At 73.1% G+C, this 16,183-nt stretch carries 14 protein-coding genes; 13 read left to right on the top strand and 1 reads right to left on the bottom strand.

From position 1 onward, the window contains the following. Positions 1–7 precede the first annotated feature (7 nt). Positions 8–1,537, bottom strand: coding sequence for a hypothetical protein (locus ACNYC2_RS15880; protein WP_419702725.1), 1,530 nt, complete (start codon positions 1,535–1,537; stop codon positions 8–10). On the opposite strand from ACNYC2_RS15880, the gene ACNYC2_RS15875 reads away from it, so the two are divergent. The 13 genes from ACNYC2_RS15875 (at position 1,481) to ACNYC2_RS15815 (ending at position 16,176) form a co-directional block, all read left to right on the top strand. Beyond that, complete coding sequence (locus ACNYC2_RS15875) at positions 1,481–2,638, top strand: hypothetical protein (RefSeq protein WP_419702724.1); 1,158 nt, start codon at positions 1,481–1,483, stop codon at positions 2,636–2,638. The two genes, ACNYC2_RS15880 and ACNYC2_RS15875, sit on opposite strands and share 57 nt — an antisense overlap. Then, positions 2,635–3,642, top strand: coding sequence for an HAD hydrolase-like protein (locus ACNYC2_RS15870; protein WP_419702723.1), 1,008 nt, complete (start codon positions 2,635–2,637; stop codon positions 3,640–3,642). Before ACNYC2_RS15875 ends, ACNYC2_RS15870 begins: the two co-directional genes overlap by 4 nt. A 223-nt stretch (positions 3,643–3,865) precedes the next feature. Next, positions 3,866–4,048, top strand: coding sequence for a hypothetical protein (locus ACNYC2_RS15865; protein WP_419702722.1), 183 nt, complete (start codon positions 3,866–3,868; stop codon positions 4,046–4,048). 2 nt (positions 4,049–4,050) lie between these two features. Then, entirely contained in the window at positions 4,051–5,022 is a 972-nt protein-coding gene (locus tag ACNYC2_RS15860) for a TlyA family RNA methyltransferase (RefSeq protein WP_419702721.1), read from the top strand. Then, positions 5,019–6,008, top strand: coding sequence for an NAD kinase (locus tag ACNYC2_RS15855; RefSeq protein ID WP_419702720.1), 990 nt, complete (start codon positions 5,019–5,021; stop codon positions 6,006–6,008). The genes ACNYC2_RS15860 and ACNYC2_RS15855 overlap by 4 nt, the downstream gene beginning before the upstream one ends. 8 nt (positions 6,009–6,016) lie before the next feature. Beyond that, a complete protein-coding gene (recN, locus tag ACNYC2_RS15850) occupies positions 6,017–7,771 on the top strand; it encodes a DNA repair protein RecN (protein ID WP_419702719.1) in 1,755 nt (584 codons plus the stop codon). 5 nt (positions 7,772–7,776) lie between these two features. Further along, the gene (steA, locus tag ACNYC2_RS15845; RefSeq protein ID WP_419702718.1) at positions 7,777–9,000 is read left to right on the top strand and encodes a putative cytokinetic ring protein SteA; all 1,224 of its coding nucleotides are present in this window, start codon (positions 7,777–7,779) and stop codon (positions 8,998–9,000) included. A gap of 91 nt (positions 9,001–9,091) precedes the next feature. After that, a complete protein-coding gene (locus ACNYC2_RS15840) occupies positions 9,092–10,051 on the top strand; it encodes a copper transporter (protein WP_419702717.1) in 960 nt (319 codons plus the stop codon). 55 nt (positions 10,052–10,106) lie between these two features. Beyond that, positions 10,107–11,036 (top strand): hypothetical protein, encoded by a 930-nt coding sequence (locus tag ACNYC2_RS15835; RefSeq protein WP_419702716.1) that lies wholly within the window; start codon positions 10,107–10,109, stop codon positions 11,034–11,036. Beyond that, on the top strand, positions 11,033–12,772 hold the full coding sequence (gene murJ / locus ACNYC2_RS15830; RefSeq protein ID WP_419702715.1) for a murein biosynthesis integral membrane protein MurJ: 1,740 nt from the start codon (positions 11,033–11,035) through the stop codon (positions 12,770–12,772). Before ACNYC2_RS15835 ends, murJ begins: the two co-directional genes overlap by 4 nt. Before the next feature lie 128 nt (positions 12,773–12,900). Next, complete coding sequence (locus tag ACNYC2_RS15825) at positions 12,901–14,583, top strand: CTP synthase (protein WP_419702714.1); 1,683 nt, start codon at positions 12,901–12,903, stop codon at positions 14,581–14,583. Next, complete coding sequence (locus ACNYC2_RS15820) at positions 14,580–15,212, top strand: NUDIX domain-containing protein (protein ID WP_419702713.1); 633 nt, start codon at positions 14,580–14,582, stop codon at positions 15,210–15,212. The genes ACNYC2_RS15825 and ACNYC2_RS15820 overlap by 4 nt, the downstream gene beginning before the upstream one ends. Positions 15,213–15,390: 178 nt before the next feature. Continuing rightward, positions 15,391–16,176: a DUF4230 domain-containing protein gene (locus tag ACNYC2_RS15815; RefSeq protein ID WP_419702712.1), complete on the top strand. Its 786-nt coding sequence runs from the start codon at positions 15,391–15,393 to the stop codon at positions 16,174–16,176. The last annotated feature ends 7 nt before the right edge of the window (positions 16,177–16,183 follow it).

The raw sequence follows: 16,183 nt of genomic DNA, 5'->3' as shown, positions 1-16,183 counted from the left end.
GCGCACGTCACAGCAGTTCGACCCCGGGAGACGGCCGCTCGCATGGGAGAATGAGCGAGCATCTGTCATCGAAGGGAACACCGTGAACGAAACGCCCCGTGACCAGGGGAACGACCGCGAGGGCGACCGCCGTGGCGAGCGCACAGGCGGCAGTCGCAACGAAGGCCGGGGGCCGCGTCGCGACGACCGCGGCGGAGAGCGCGGTGGTGACCGGGGCCGCCGGTTCGACGGCCCTCGTGGCAGTGACGGCCCTCGCCGCGACGACCGCGGCGCCGACCGCCCGCGCCGGCCGTACGAGGACCGGGGTACCGACCGTCCCCGCCGCGACGACCGCGGCACCGACCGTCCCCGGCAGGACGACCGGGGGGCCGGCGACCGCGCGCCTCGGCGCAGCGATGACGACCGTCCCCGCCGGTCCTACGGCGACCGGGACAACCGTGGCGGCCGCGACGACCGTGGCGCCCGCCCCCCGTACCGCGGGAACGACGGCGACCGTCCGCGCCGCTCCTTCGAGGACCGGGACGGCCGCGGTGACAACCGTGGCGGCGACCGTCCGGTACGCCGCGACGGCGAGCGGCCCGTGCGTCGTGAGCACGACCGCCCGCTGCGCCGGGAGGACGACCGCCCCGCGCGCCGCGACGACGGGCCGCGCCGTTCCTTCGGGGACCGTGACGAGCGCCCGCGCCGCAGCTTCGAGGACCGCGGCGCCGGCCGTCCCGTGCGTCGGGACGACGAGCGTCCGGCACGCCGTTCGTTCGACGACCGGGGGACTGACCGTCCGCGCCGTGACGACCGTGGCACGGACCGTCCGGTCCGTCGCGACAACGACCGTCCGGCCCGTCCTTCCTTCGGCGACCGCGACGACCGTCCGCGCCGCAGCTTCGAGGACCGTGGGGGCAGCCGCCCCGTGCGTCGGGACGACGAGCGTCCGGCACGTCGTGACGACGACCGTCCTCGCCGTTCGTTCGAGGACCGGGGTACCGATCGTCCGCGCCGCGACGACCGCGGTACGGACCGTCCGGCTCGTCCTTCCTTCGGCGACCGTGACGAGCGCCCGCGCCGCAGCTTCGAGGACCGCGGCGCCAGCCGTCCCGCCCGCCGGGAGGACGAGCGCCCGCGCCGCGACGACCGACCCCGCCGCACCGACGGCGACCGTCCGGTCCGCCGTGACGACCGGGGCACCGACCGTCCGGCACGCCGTGACGACGACCGTCCGCGTCGCTCGTTCGGCGACCGCGACGACAGGGGCGCCCGCGACAGCCGCGGTCGCGACGACCGGGCCGCTCGTCCGTTCCGCGCGAAGGACGGCGACCGTCCCGCGCGACGTGACGACCGTGGCACCGACCGTCCGCACCGTCCGTCCAACGACCGCGACGACCGTCCGCGCACGGCCGTCCGGGAGGAGCGCGAGGAGCGAGCCCCGCGGCCTCCGGAGCCGGAGATCGCCGAAGGCGTCGAGTTCAGCCAGCTCGACCGCGAGGTGCGTTCGCGCCTGCGCGGGCTGAGCAAGGACCACGCCGAGTACGTCGGTCTGCACCTGCTGATGGCCGGACGGCTGATCGACATCGACCCCGAGCGTGCCTACGAGCACGCCCAGGCGGCGCTGCGTGGTGCCGGCCGGATCGACATCGTGCGCGAGGCCGCGGGCCTGGCGGCGTACCACACCAACCGGTACGCGGAGGCGCTGCGCGAGCTGCGCACCGTCCGCCGGCTGAACGGCTCGTCGGAGCACCTGCCGATCATGGCCGACGCCGAACGCGGGCTCGGCCGTCCGGAGCGTGCCCTCGCCCTGGCAGCGTCGGAGGAGGCAGCCTCGCTCGACGCGATGGGTCGCGTGGAGCTCGCGATCGTCGCGAGCGGCGCACGGTCCGACCTGGGTGAGCACGACGCCGCGCTGGCGGTGCTCGACAAGATCGACCCGGAGGACGCCAAGGGCGACTCAGGGCTCCGGGTCGTGCAGGCACGCGCCCTGGCACTCGAGGCCGCCGGCCGCGTCGACGAGGCGGTGGCGCTGCTGAAGACCGTGGACAGCAAGGCGCTCGAGCGGGCCATTGGCGCCGAGGCGTTCGACGAGGACATCATGGTGTTCGACGTCGAGGAGGACGCGGCGCTCGCCGAGGAGGAGTACGCGGCCGAGCATCCGGAGGAGTTCGCAGAGGACACGTCGGACGACGAGGGCGATGAGCCTGACGACGAGGACGACGAGGACGCTGCAGAGCCGGAGGACGAGGACGAGGATTCGGACGACGAGTCCGCGGACTCGGCGGACTCCTCGGATTCGGCGGACTCAGGCGACTCCGCAGACTCAGGCGACTCGGCTGACTCTGCTGACTCTGCCGACTCGGCCGACTCCGCCGACTCACCCGACGAGCCCGAAGCGGACGAGGACGAGTCCGACGAGGAGCCCGAGGACAAGCCCGAAGAGGATCTGGACGAGCCCGAGGCGGACGCCGTCGACGAGCCGAGCGATCCTGAGTCGGACGAGGAGTCCGCGGAGGAGCAGGCCGAAGAGACCGGCGACTCGACGGACGACCGCCCGGCCAACGACGACGCGGCTCCCGCACCCGAGGTGAGCGACACCGAGGGTGAGCCGGACGCCGAGGGCGACCGGTCCGACGTCGGGCAGGAGAAGGCGTGACCGCGAGCGCCGGCCTGCTGGCGAGCGCGACCCCGCTCGCCGCTGCGTACGACCTTGCGCTCGTCGACCTGGACGGCGTGGCGTACAAGGGGCACCTGCCGATCGAGCACGCGGCGGCGAGCCTCGCCGCCGCGCGTTCGGGCGGGATGCGCCTGCTGTTCGTGACGAACAACGCGTCGCGTGAGCCGGAGGATGTCGCCGGGCAGCTCACGGGTCTGGACATCCCGACGGATCCGGACGAGGTGATGACGGCGGCGCAGGCGTGTGCCGCGCTGCTCACCACCAGGCTCGACCCGGGCGCGAAGGTGCTGGTAGTCGGCGGGAAGGGCCTGGTGACCGCGGTGCGGTCGGCGGGCTTCACGGTGGTGGGTTCGGCGGACGACAAGCCGGACGCCGTCGCGCAGGGGTACTCGCCGGAGGTGGGCTGGGCGGAGCTTGCCGAGGCCGCCTACGCGGTGGGTGCCGGTGCGTGGCACGTGGCGAGCAACCTGGACCTGTCGCTCCCGACGGCGCGTGGTTTCGCGCCGGGGAACGGTGCCCTGGTGGGTGCCGTGGTGTCGGCGACGGGTGTGACGCCGGACAGTGCCGGCAAACCTTCGCCGACCATGTACCGCCTTGCGGTCGAGCGGGCCGAGGCGAGCCGGCCGCTCGTGATCGGCGACCGGCTCGACACCGACCTCGGTGGTGCGCGCGGTGGCGGGTACCCGGGGCTGCACGTGCTGACGGGCGTCTCGACGGCGCGCGACGCGGTGCTTGCCGTTCCGGGTGAGCGCCCGTCGTTCCTCGGGGCCGACCTGCGCGCGCTGCTCGAACCGCACCCGGCGCCGGTCCTCACGGACGGCTGGTACGTGTGCGGGGGCGCGTCGGCGCAGGTGGCCGACGGCGGGCTGCGGCTCGACGGGTCGGGGATCGACCTGGTGCGCGCCGCGTGCGCCGCCGCGTGGGCCGCGGTCGACGCGGGCGACGACCTGGACCCGGCGACGGTGCCCGAGCTGGTGGCCTGAGCCGGGTCGACCGCAGACTCTGTCGCACGCTGGTTCACGGAACCGGGGTGCGACGGAGTCTGCGCATGACCGGAGGATGGTTGCTCTCGGCGGAATCGGGACCGTTTCTCCCGGGCCCTGTCAGGGGCGGCGGGTACCGTGTGCAGGCAGACGGCAGACAGCTCAGGACAAGCGGGCGACAGCCCGACGGGCACGGACGAGCACAGTGGAGCGTTGACGCAGGATGGACCAGTTCTACGAGACCGAGGAACTTTCGAGTGGCCCGGCCGACCCCGACGCGGGTGTCCCGAGCGTGCTCGACGCGCTCGACGGGCTCGACGACCTGCCGCCGGCGGAGCACGTCGCCCGGTTCGAGGCAGTGCACGACGCGTTGCGGGCCCACCTGAGCGGTGACGCCGCCCTGTGACCATGACGACAGGTACGGGTCAGGGTCGTGTCGACGCCGAGCTGGTGCGGCGTGGCCTGGCGCGGTCGCGCAAGCACGCGGCCGAGCTGATAGCGGCCGGCCGGGTGGTGGCAGGCGGCCGTGTGGTCGCCAAGCCGTCGGCGCCGGTCGCTGCCGACGAGACGATAGAGGTGTCGGGCGGGGAGTACACGGAGTACGAGTACGCCTCCCGTGCGGGGCTCAAGCTCGCCGGGGCGCTCGACGCGCTGGACGCCCTCGCGGCAGGTTTGGTGGTCAGCGGTGCCTGGTGCGTCGACCTCGGCGCGTCGACCGGCGGCTTCACCGACGTGCTCCTGCGGCGTGGCGCGGGGCACGTCGTCGCCATCGACGTCGGTCACGACCAGATCGTGCCCCAGCTGCGGGAGGACTCGCGCGTCACGGTCGTGGAGGGGTTCAACGCGCGCGACCTGACGCCGGGAGACCTCGAGCGGGTACCGGACGTCGTCGTCGCGGACCTCTCCTTCATCTCGTTGCGGAAGGTCCTGCCCGCCGTGGCCCGGGTAGCGGGCCCGGACACGCACGCGCTGCTGCTCGTCAAGCCGCAGTTCGAGGTAGGCCGGGAGCGGCTCGGCTCGGGCGGGGTCGTGCGCGACCCGGCTCTGCATCGTGACGCAGTGGAGTCGGTCGCCCGTGCCGCCGAGGAGGCGGGCCTGCGGGTTCGCGCGGTGGTGCCGAGCTCGTTGCCGGGCCCGAACGGCAACCGTGAGTTCTTCCTCTGGCTCGTGCCGACGGGGCCTGCCGGGAGCGTCGGTGCGATCGACGAGGCCGTGGCACAGGCCGTCGCCTGGGACCCCGCGGCGGGGGCGCCGAGCGGGCCGGGTGCGGTGGCGGGCCCGCCGCCCGTGCCGCCGGCCGTCGTCGTCCGGGAGCGGCAGCGCGACGACCAGCAGGCGGGCGAGCAGCAGACGGACGAGCAGAAGGAGCGGCAGCCGTGACCAGGCGCGTCCTGATCGTGACCCATGGCGGCCGCCCTCGGGCGGTCGCGGCGCTGGCCGAGGCCCTGCGTGAGCTGAAGGCGGCGGGCTTCGAGGCGACCCTGCACGACGACGCGCTCGCGGAGGAGTTCGGCGACCACATGGCCGCGAACCGGGTCCGTGAGGGTGTGCACCGGTCCGAGGCGGTGATGGTGCTCGGGGGCGACGGCACCATCCTGCGTGCGGCGGAGCTGACCCGGGGCACCGACGTGCCCCTGCTCGGCGTGAACCTGGGGCACGTGGGCTTCCTCGCCGAGTCGGAGCGGGAGGACCTGCGCGCCGCCGTCCAGCGGCTCGCGGCCCGCGACTACGAGGTCGAGGAGCGTGCGACCGTCGAGGTCACGGTGCACCTGCCCGGCACGGCGGAGCCGGTGGTCGGCTGGGCGCTGAACGAGGCGACGGTCGAGAAGGCCACGCGCGACCGCATGCTCGAGGTCGCGATCGGAGTGGACGGTCGCCCGCTGCTCTCGTTCGGCTGCGACGGCGTGATCATGGCCACGGCCACGGGCTCCACGGCCCACGCCTTCTCGGGCGGCGGCCCGGTGATCTGGCCCGACGTCGACGCCGTGCTCATGGTGCCGCTGTCGGCGCACGCCCTGTTCGCGCGGCCGCTGGTGATCGGCCCGCGGTCGCGGTACACGGTCGACGTGCTGCCCCAGTCGACGGTCGAAGGAGTGCTGACCTGCGACGGCCGGCGGGAGATCCGGCTGCCCCGCGGGTCTCGCGTCGTCGTGCGGCAGGGCGGTACGGTGCGGCTCGCACGGCTGTCCAACGCGCCGTTCGCGGACCGTCTCGTGTCGAAGTTCAGTCTGCCCGTGTCGGGGTGGCGGGACCGTGTCGGGTCAGGTCACACCGAGGCGCAGGATGTACCTTCTGACCCAGCCGACATCAAGGACCCGGCCGACAACACAGCAGAGATACCACCAGAGATACCACCAGAGAATTAAGGAGTCCGGTGCTCGAGGAGATCGCTATCGAGAACCTGGGCGTCATCCGCTCGGCCCGGGTACCCCTGTCCGACGGCCTGACCGTCATCACGGGTGAGACGGGTGCGGGCAAGACGATGGTGCTCACGGGTCTCAACCTGCTCATGGGCGCCAAGGCGGACCCGCAGTCGGTGCGTCCGGGGGCGTCGTCGGCGGCTGTCGAGGGCCGCGTGCGCGTCTCCGGCCGGGACGCGGTGCTGAGCCGGGTCGACGAGGCGGGCGGCGAGGTGGAGGACGACGGGACCGTCGTCATCCTGCGCACCATCGCCGACGGCCGGTCGCGGGCCCACCTGGGCGGGCGTGCCGTACCGCAGGGTGTCCTCGCGGAGATCGCCGAGGACCTGTTCACGGTGCACGGCCAGTCGGACCAGCTGCGGCTGCGCACGTCGGCCAAGCAGCGCGACGCCCTGGACACGTTCGTCGGCCCGGCCCACCAGCGCGTGCTGGCCTCGTACCGCACCGCATGGACCGAACGCGGCGGGCTGCTCGCCGAGATCGCCGACCTCGAGGCGCGCGGCGCCGAGCGGGCGCGCGAGGTCGAGCTGCTGCGGATCGGCCTGGAGGAGATCGAGCGGGTCGACCCGGTGACGGGCGAGGACGCCGAGCTGCAGGCACTGATCGAGCGCCTGTCCAACGCCGAGGCCCTGCGCACCGCCGCGACCGAGGCGCACGAGGCGGTAGCGGGAGAGGACGCCGACGGCGCGCGCGAGAACGCGATAGCGCTCGTGGAGCGGGCGCGGCGCGCCCTGGACACCGCCGCCCACTCGGACGCGGCGCTCGGCGTGCTCGCCACGCGGTTCGCGGAGGTGGGCTACCTGCTGTCCGACGTCGCGACCGACGTCGCCGCGTACGTCGACGACCTGCAGGCGGACCCGGCCGGGCTGGAGACGGCGCACAACCGGATGGCCGAGCTGAACGCCCTGACGCGCTCCTACGGCGAGACGATCGACGACGTGCTGCAGTGGGCGAGCGACGCCGGCCTGCGCCTGCTCGACCTGGACGACGGCGGCGACCGCCTCGTCTCGATGCGCGACCGTGTGACCGAGCTGGACGGCGAGCTCGCCAGGCTCTCCGAGATCCTCACGGCGGAGCGCACCCGCGGTGCGTCCCAGCTCGCCGAGGCGGTGACCAACGAGCTGCACGGCCTGGCGATGGGCGGCGCCCACCTCGTGGTCCAGGTGGAACCGCTCGACCAGCCCGGACCGTTCGGCGCGGACCAGGTCACCTTCCTGCTCGTGCCGCACCCGGGCGCGCCGGAGCGGCCGCTCGGCAAGGGCGCGTCCGGCGGTGAGCTCTCGCGCGTCATGCTCGCGCTCGAGGTCGCGCTGGCGACGTCCGGCGGCGCGGCGGCGGCGCGCACCGCCGACACCCCGCGCAGCACCTTCGTGTTCGACGAGGTCGACGCCGGCGTCGGCGGCCGGGCCGCCGTCGAGGTGGGTCGCCGTCTGGCGCAGCTCGGCCGCAGCACCCAGGTGGTCGTGGTGACCCACCTGGCGCAGGTCGCGGCCTTCGCGGACGCGCACCTCGTGGTCACCAAGAGCTCCGACGGAGAGGCCGGCGCACAGGGTGAAGATGACGGAATGATCACGGTTACGGGCGTCCGCGAGGTCACCGCCGACGCGCGGGTCCGTGAGCTGGCGCGCATGCTGTCCGGCCAGGACGACTCGGAGACGGCGCGTACCCACGCGCTGGAGCTCCTGGAGTCCTCGGTCGTGGGACGATAGAGCGGATGAAGCTGATCTCCCGACCCGAGAAGCGCGCCGAGAAGAGCGCAGCGAAGAGCGCCGCGGCGCAGTCCCTGGCGACTACGCAGGCCACGGTGCACGGGCCTGCCCGGATCGGAGCTCGCACCAAGGAGCTCACGTCCCGGCTGAACAACGGTGACGTCGCCGTGATCGACCACGTGGACATCGACCGTGTGGCAGCGGACGCCCTGGTCTCGGCGGCGCCCGTCGCGGTGCTGAACGCGGCGCCGTCGACCTCCGGCCGCTACCCCAACACGGGCCCGAACATCCTGATCGAGGCCGGGATCGTCCTGGTGGACGGCCTCGGCCCGGCGATCATGGCGCTCGACGAGCGGGCCGACGTCCAGATCGTCGGCAACGAGATCTACGTCGACGGCGAGATGGTGGCCAAGGGCACCTACCAGACGCCGCAGACGGTGGCCGCGGACCAGGCGGCCGCCCGCGAGGGCCTGTCCGCCGAGATCGAGCGGTTCGCCGAGAACACCATGACGTACCTGCGCCGCGAGCGGGACCTCCTGCTCGACGGCGTGGGCGTGCCCGACATCCGTACCCCCATCGAGGGCCGCCACGTGCTGATCGTGGTGCGCGGCTACCACTACCGGGAGGACCTCGCGCTGCTGCGGTCCTACATCCGGGAGAACCGGCCCGTCCTGATCGGCGTGGACGGCGGCGCGGACGCGATCCTCGACGAGGGCTGGCAGCCCGACATGATCGTGGGCGACATGGACTCCGTCTCCGACCGGGCCCTGGCCTGCGGCGCGGAGATCGTCGTGCACGCCTACCGCGACGGCAAGGCACCGGGCCTGGAGCGCGTCAAGGCGCTCGGCGTGGAGCCAGTGGTCTTTCCCGCCACCGGGACCAGCGAGGACATCACCATGCTGCTGGCCGACGACAAGGGTGCCGAGCTCATCGTCGCCGTCGGCACGCACGCCACGCTCGTCGAGTTCCTCGACAAGGGGCGCTCCGGCATGGCCTCCACCTTCCTCACCCGGCTGCGCGTCGGTGGCAAGCTCGTCGACGCCAAGGGCGTCTCGCGGCTCTACCGCACGCGGATCTCCAACACCCAGCTCACGCTGCTGTCCGGCGCGGGTGTCGCGGCGGTGCTCGCGGCGCTGGCCTCGACCTCGGCGGGCCAGACCTTCTTCGGGCTGATCGGGGCACGCATCGACGACGTCGTGTCCTGGATCAGCCAACTGTTCGGCGGCTGACCGGTCGGGAGCCCGCTCCCTGACCTCCTGCCGCCCCGACCTGATGCCGGGCCCTGACCGCCCGGAACATGCCTAAGGACTCCTCCGTACCGTGATCGACTTCCGATACCACCTCGTCTCGCTCATCTCCGTCTTCCTCGCGCTCGCCGTCGGCATCATCCTCGGTGCCGGCCCGCTGCAGGGCGCGATCGGGGAGACCCTGACGGAGCAGGTGGACGCGCTGCGTGCCGAGCGCACCGACCTGCGCACCGAGCTGGACGCCACGCAGACCGCCCTCGACGGCGACGAGCGCTACATCGAGGCCGCGGGCGCACAGCTCGTCACCGGCGCGCTCCAGGACCAGCGGGTCGCGATCGTGCAGCTCGGCGACGTCCCGCAGGACGACGCCGACGGCGTGCTGAACCAGCTCACCACGGCGGGCGCGAACGTCGTGTCGACCTCCGTGCTCACCGATTCCTGGACCGACGCCGCCGAGGAGTCGTCCAACGAGACCGTCGCCGGCGGGCTGCTCGCCAACCTGGGCACTGCAGCCCCCGAGGGTGACGACCCGAGCGCGATCCTCGGCGCGGCGCTGGCGCTCGCGCTCACCGGCACGGAGAACGGCACCGAGCGGAGCGCGCAGGCGTTGGACCTCGAGGTACAGCTGGAGCGCCTCGGCTACATCGAGGCCGGCGACGAGCAGACGGAGCCCGCCCAGGCGCTCGTGCTGCTCGTCGGCTCCGCCGCGCAGCCGCAGGCGACGACCGACGGCGCCACCGAGGCGGCGGAGACCACGCCCGACGTGTGGACGTCCGTGACCCGCGCCGCCCAGGAGGTGTCCGGCGCGGCAGTGCTCGCCGGGCCGACCGACGAGCCCGGCGACACCGTGCAGGCCGTGCGCGACGACGAGGACATCGCCGCCGAGGTCACCACGGTGAGCGGCATCAACAGGCTCGTGGGACGCATCAACGTGCCGCTCGCGGTCGCGGCCCGGCTGGACGACATCGTCGGCCAGTACGGCCTCGAGGACGACGCCACGGCCGTCATACCGCCGGTGGTCGGCGCCGAATAGCTCGCTGAGGTACTACTTGCTGACGTACTAGTCGACACGGACCGAGGGGTAAGTCATGGGTGCAGGCAGGTTCATCGCCGCTGGCATCGTCGCCGGAGCCGCGACGGCGTTCGCGCGCCGCAAGCTGGACGAGAAGGTCGCGGAGGGCCGCCTCGGCGGCGCCGCCACCTGGACGCGGACCAACCATCGCGGCGAACCGATCAGCCTGCTGGAAGGCCCTGCGGTCACCGTGGGCCTCGTGGCCGGCGCGGCGGTCGGTGGCGGCAACGCCCCCGGGGCGACGGCGTTCGCCACGGCCGCCGCGGGCGCCTTCGGCCTGGTGGACGACCTCGCCGAGGACACCTCGGTGCGCACCAAGGGCCTGCGCGGCCACCTCGGCGCCCTCCTGGAGGGCCGCCTGACGACCGGCGGGCTCAAGGTGCTCGGCATCTCCGGCTCCGCGCTCCTCGCCTCCGCCGTGGGTACGCGCCGCACGGGCAGCGCGTTCGGGCACCTGGTCGACGTCGGGCTCAACGGCGCGCTCATCGGGGGCACCGCGAACCTGATCAACCTGTTCGACCTGCGCCCCGGCCGGGCGCTCAAGGCCGGTGCGGCGGCGAGCCTCCCGTTCGTGCTGGGCGGCGCGGGCGCCACGGGCGCCGTGCTCGGCGCCGCGGCGGCAGCGGCCCCCGGTGACCTGGGGGAGCAGGACATGCTGGGCGACGGCGGCGCCAACGCGCTCGGCGCGCTCGTCGGCAGCCAGATCGCGTTCGGCACGTCCCGCGCGGTGCGGTGGACGGCGCTCGCGGGCGTGGTCGGGCTGATGCTGGCCTCCGAGAAGATCAGCTTCTCCAAGGTCATCGCGGGGAACGAGTGGCTGAACAAGATCGACATGCTCGGTAGGCGGCCGGTCGTGGCCGCGGATCCGGTGGTCGAGCCCGGTCCGGTGTCCAGCGGCGGGCGGTCGACCTCTGCCTCCGACCCCATGGGTTCCCCGGGCGCGTGAGCCGCGTCAGAACCCTGGCGAGCGCCGCGCTGCTCGTCACCGTCGTCACCCTCGCCAGCCGCATCGTCGGGTTCGGCCGCTGGCTCGGGCAGGGTGCGTGGCTCGGGTCCGACGGCGTCGGGACGGTCTTCAACTCCGCCAACCAGCTGCCCAACCTGCTGTTCGAGGTGGCTGCGGGCGGTGCGCTCGCGGGCGCCGTCGTGCCGCTGCTCGCCGGGCCGCTGAGCCGGGCGGCGTTCACCGCGGACGGCACCGCCGCCTCGAAGGAGCAGGCGTCGCGGATCGCCTCGGCGCTGCTGGGCTGGACGCTGGTGGTGCTGGTGCCGCTGGCCGGGCTCATGGCGCTCCTGGCGCGCCCGATCATCGGCCTGACCGGGCTGACCGATCCGGTGCACGTGGACGTCGCCACGGGCTTCCTGCGCGTGTTCGCCGTGCAGGTGCCGCTCTACGGCCTGGCCGTCGTGCTGGGCGGCATCCTGCAGGCCCACAAGCGGTTCTTCTGGCCGTCCTTCGCGCCGCTGATCTCCAGCCTCGTCGTGATAGTGGTCTACGCGGTCTTCGGCGCCCTGGCGAACGGCGACCAGCAGCAGGTCGCCGAGCTGTCCGGCAGGGCGCTGGTGTGGCTGGCGTGGGGCACGACGGTCGGCGTCCTGTTCCTGGCGCTGCCGCTCGTCGTGCCCGTGTGGCGTACCGGGCTGCGGCTGCGGCCCACGCTGCGGTTCCCGTCGGGGGAGGGCCCCCGGGCCGCGCGCCTCGCGTTCGCTGGCGTGGGCGCGCTGGTGGTCCAGCAGCTCTCCGTGTTCCTGACGCTCCGCGCGGCCAACGCGGCCGGCGGCGACGGCACGCTCTCGGTCTACCTGTACGCTCAGCAGGTCTACCTGCTGCCGTACGCCGTCCTCGCGTTCCCGATCGCGACCAGCGCGTTCCCACACTTCGCGGAGCACGCGTCGGCGGGCCGCCTCGACGAGCTGCGCTCGCTCGTGGCGCGGACCACCCGCAGCCTCCTGCTCGTGACGGCCGCCGGCGTCGCCGCGCTGATGGCCGCCGCGCCGTACGTCGAGCGGGTCTTCGACCTCATCGTGCGCGGCGACGCCCCCGGCATGGCGGCCGGGCTCGTCGCGCTGGCGCCGGGGCTCATCGGTTTCGCGCTGATCCTGCACCTGTCGCGGGCGCTGTACGCCGTCGACCACGGGCGCGCCGCCGTGATCGCCACCGCGAGCGGCTGGGGCGTGTCGGCGGTCGGCGCGGCCCTCGTGCCGGTGCTGTTCGCCGGGCGGTCGCCCGGACGAGGCTGCGCAACACCTGCGTGCGCCGACAACGTGCTGCAGACCGACGTCATGGCGGTCCTGGGAGCCGTCGGCACCGCGGGGATGGTCGTGGCCGGGCTGGGGCTGCTCCTGGCGGTGCGCAGGCACCTGGGCGCTGACGCGTTGAGCGGCGTCTGGCGGGCGCTCCTGGTGCTCGTGGCGGCCGCGGGCGTGGGTGCCGCCGCAGGGTGGCTCGTGCCCGCCTGGATCGGGTCGCAGAAGCCGTTCGGCTGGTTCGTGTCCGGATCAGGGCACGAGGTGGAGTTCGACGGCGGCCGGTTCGCCGTCGAGCTGGGCCTCGGGCTGGTGGTCGGCCTGCTGGCCGCGTGCGTCACGCTCGTGGTCGCGGCGCTGCTCGACCGGGACCTGCGCGCCGCCGTCGGGCCGCGGCTGGGCGCGCTGCGGGGGAAGTTCTCCCGCAAGCCCTGACACAGCGAGCGCGATGGGCCCGACGGGGGCAGACTCGATCCGAATCAAACCGACAATCCCCGAGTAATGAGCGCGTGTGCTGGTTCTAACACCACGAGCACGCCGCACCTCGGATAGGGTGGAGTTCCGTGGTCGAACACCGAAACAGTCTCCAGTCCCGTCAGCGGTCCGGCGCCTCCACGCCGACCAAGCACATCTTCGTCACCGGTGGTGTGGCGTCCTCTCTCGGCAAGGGGCTGACGGCGTCGTCACTCGGCCGACTTCTGCGCTCACGTGGCCTCAGCGTCACGATGCAGAAGCTGGATCCCTACCTCAACGTGGATCCCGGCACGATGAACCCGTTCCAGCACGGCGAGGTCTTCGTCACCGAGGACGGTGCCGAGACCGACCTGGACATCGGCCACTACGAGCGGTTCCTCGACATCGAGCTCCCCGCCTCGTCCAACGTGACCACCGGGCAGGTGTACTCCCGCGTCATCGCGAAGGAGCGCCGCGGCGAGTACCTGGGTGACACCGTGCAGGTCATCCCGCACATCACCGACGAGATCAAGTTCCGGATGCGCGAGCAGGCCTCTGACGCCGTCGACGTGATCATCACCGAGATCGGCGGCACGGTCGGCGACATCGAGTCGCAGCCGTTCCTCGAGTCCGCGCGTCAGGTGCGGCACGAGCTGGGCCGCGACAACGTGTTCTTCCTGCACGTCTCGCTGGTGCCCTACATCGGCCCGTCCGGCGAGCTGAAGACCAAGCCGACGCAGCACTCCGTCGCCGCGCTGCGCACCGTCGGCATCCAGCCGGACGCCATCGTGCTGCGCTCCGACCGCCCGGTGCCCCAGGGCATCAAGAACAAGATCGCGCTCATGTGTGACGTCGACACCGAGGCAGTGATCAACTGCGCCGACGCCCCGTCGATCTACGACATCCCGCGCGTCATCCACGCCGAGGGCCTGGACGCCTACGTGGTGCGCCGCCTCGGGATGCCTTTCCACGACGTGGACTGGGACGGCTGGAGCCGCCTCCTGGAGCGCGTGCACGAGCCGGAGCACAACGTCGAGGTCGCGCTGGTCGGCAAGTACATCGACCTGCCCGACGCGTACCTGTCCGTGACCGAGGCGCTGCGGGCCGGCGGCTTCGCGAACGACGCGAAGGTCGGCATCCGCTGGGTCGCGGCCGACGACTGCCAGACGCCGGAGGGTGCTCAGGCCTCCCTCGAGGGTGTCGACGCGATCCTCGTGCCCGGCGGCTTCGGCGTCCGCGGCATCGACGGCAAGGTGGGGGCGCTGCGCTGGGCGCGCGAGAACCTCGTACCGACCCTGGGCATCTGCCTCGGCCTGCAGTCGATGGTCATCGAGTACGCGCGCAACGTGCTGGGCTGGGCGGATGCGTCGTCGACCGAGTTCCACCCCACGAGCAGCCACCCCGTCGTGGCCACCATGGCCGAGCAGAAGGCGATCGTGGACGGCGAGGGCGACATGGGCGGCACCATGCGCCTGGGCGCCTACGAGGCGCAGCTCGCCGCCGGCTCCGTCGTGGCCAAGGCCTACGGCAGCGAGAAGGTCACCGAGCGCCACCGGCACCGGTACGAGGTGAACAACTCGTTCCGCGGCGAGCTGGAGGAGGCCGGCCTGCTGTTCTCCGGCACCTCGCCCGACTCGTCCCTCGTGGAGTTCGTCGAGCTGCCCGCCGAGACGCACCCGTACTACGTGTCCACGCAGGCGCACCCCGAGTTCAAGTCGCGCCCCACCCGCGCGCACCCGCTGTTCTCGGGCCTGATCGCGGCCGCGCTCGAGAAGCAGGCCGCGGGAGCATGACCAGCGACGAGGTTACCGACGTCATCGACCCGCGCCCGGCGCGTCGGCTGGACGTCCCGTTCCAGGGCTTCGTGGTCGACATGGTCTCGGACGAGGTCGACCTGGGCGAGGCCGGCGGCATCGTCCGCCGGGAGTACGTCGACCACCCGGGCGCGGTGGTCGTGGTGGCGCTGAACGACGACGGCGACGTCCTGCTCCTGCGCCAGTACCGGCATCCCGTCGGCGCGTTCCTCTGGGAGGCGCCCGCCGGCCTGCTCGACCTGGACGGCGAGGACCCGCACGTCGCGGCGGCCCGCGAGCTGGCCGAGGAGGCGGACATGTCCGCCGCCACCTGGGACGTGCTGCTCGACCTGCTGCCCACGCCGGGCGGCAGCAACGAGGCGGTGCGCGTCTACCTGGCCCGCGACCTCACGCCGGTGCCCGACGACGAGCTGCACACCCGGGAGGCCGAGGAGGCCGACATGGTCGTCGTCCCCGTGCCGTTGGAGGAGGCCGCGGCGCTGGCGCTCGCGGGCAAGCTGCACAACGCGGCGACGATCGCGGGGGTGCTCGCGGCGGCGATCGGGCGGGCCTCCGACTGGGAGACGCTGCGCCCGGTGGACAGCCCGTGGGAGTACCGCAAGAACTGACGGCTGGCTGACTTCGGTCGGTTGCCTCGAGATCGGTCCGTTGACTGACCGAACTCGGGGCAACCGACCGAAGTCGTCGGTGCGGCTGAGCAACGCCCACCCGGCGAGTGTCAGTGGGTGGCGCTAGCGTGTGACTCCACGGGATATTCGGACATATCTCCCTAAGGGGGCGGTTGCGATGACGGGCACCGACGCCGACACCAAGCAGGTGCACGCACAGGGACGGCCGCCCGGGCCGCCGTCGGGCAAGGGCACCACCAGGACCGAACCGCCGGCCCCACCCGCGCGCCGTCGCATGCCGTCCTGGCTCGCCGGCATCATCGGGTTCCTCGTGGGCCTGGCGCTGGCCGCCGGGGCGGTCCTCGGCGTGCTGTCGGCACTGCGCGACGACTTCCGCGACGCGTTCTGGCGGGTGCTCGTGGAGGGGCTGAACCCGTTCACGACGAGCGAGGTCGACCGCTCCGAACGTCCGGTCCTGCTCAGCATGAAGGACCTCGCGCGGTTCGTGGCGGGCGAGGCGCAGTACGAGGTCCTCGTCGACCTGGAGCGCGACGTCAAGTACGTGCCCGGCTGGGTCGCGGGGGAGCGCACCGTGCTCGTGGTGAACGGCTCGGTCGAGGCGTACGTGGACTTCGAAGGCCTGACCGAGGAGGCCATAGAGATCTCGGACGACGGCGCGACGGTGTCGGTGACGCTGCCCGAACCGGAGCTCGCCGAGCCGCGCATCGATCTCGACACCAGCCGCGCCCTGACGGAGGACCGTGGCCTGGTCGACCGGGTGGGTGACTTCTTCGACACCGACACCGACGCGCGTCAGGAGGCGCTCGCCGCGGCCCAGGACCAGATAGCGGACGCGGCCGAGAAGTCCGACCTGGCCGAACGCGCCCGGGCGAACACGGTGAAGACCCTTGAGGTGATGTTGTCCGCGTCCGGGTTCGACCAGGTAGTGGTCGAGTTCCGGTAAGTCCGGG

Origin of the sequence: Promicromonospora sp. NFX87, from assembly GCF_048564965.1 — a bacterium.
Taxonomy (GTDB): domain Bacteria; phylum Actinomycetota; class Actinomycetes; order Actinomycetales; family Cellulomonadaceae; genus Promicromonospora.
Note: the sequence above shows the minus strand (reverse complement) of the source record. Positions and strands in the feature narration are given on the sequence as shown.

What these genes read in the sequence shown, in the direction of transcription:
- ACNYC2_RS15865 (WP_419702722.1), top strand. Translation starts at nt 3,866, where the DNA reads ATGGACCAGTTCTACGAGACCGAGGAACTTTCGAGTGGCCCGGCCGAC.
- ACNYC2_RS15860 (WP_419702721.1), top strand. Translation starts at nt 4,051, where the DNA reads ATGACGACAGGTACGGGTCAGGGTCGTGTCGACGCCGAGCTGGTGCGG.
- steA (WP_419702718.1), top strand. Translation starts at nt 7,777, where the DNA reads ATGAAGCTGATCTCCCGACCCGAGAAGCGCGCCGAGAAGAGCGCAGCG.
- ACNYC2_RS15835 (WP_419702716.1), top strand. Translation starts at nt 10,107, where the DNA reads ATGGGTGCAGGCAGGTTCATCGCCGCTGGCATCGTCGCCGGAGCCGCG.
- ACNYC2_RS15820 (WP_419702713.1), top strand. Translation starts at nt 14,580, where the DNA reads ATGACCAGCGACGAGGTTACCGACGTCATCGACCCGCGCCCGGCGCGT.
- ACNYC2_RS15815 (WP_419702712.1), top strand. Translation starts at nt 15,391, where the DNA reads ATGACGGGCACCGACGCCGACACCAAGCAGGTGCACGCACAGGGACGG.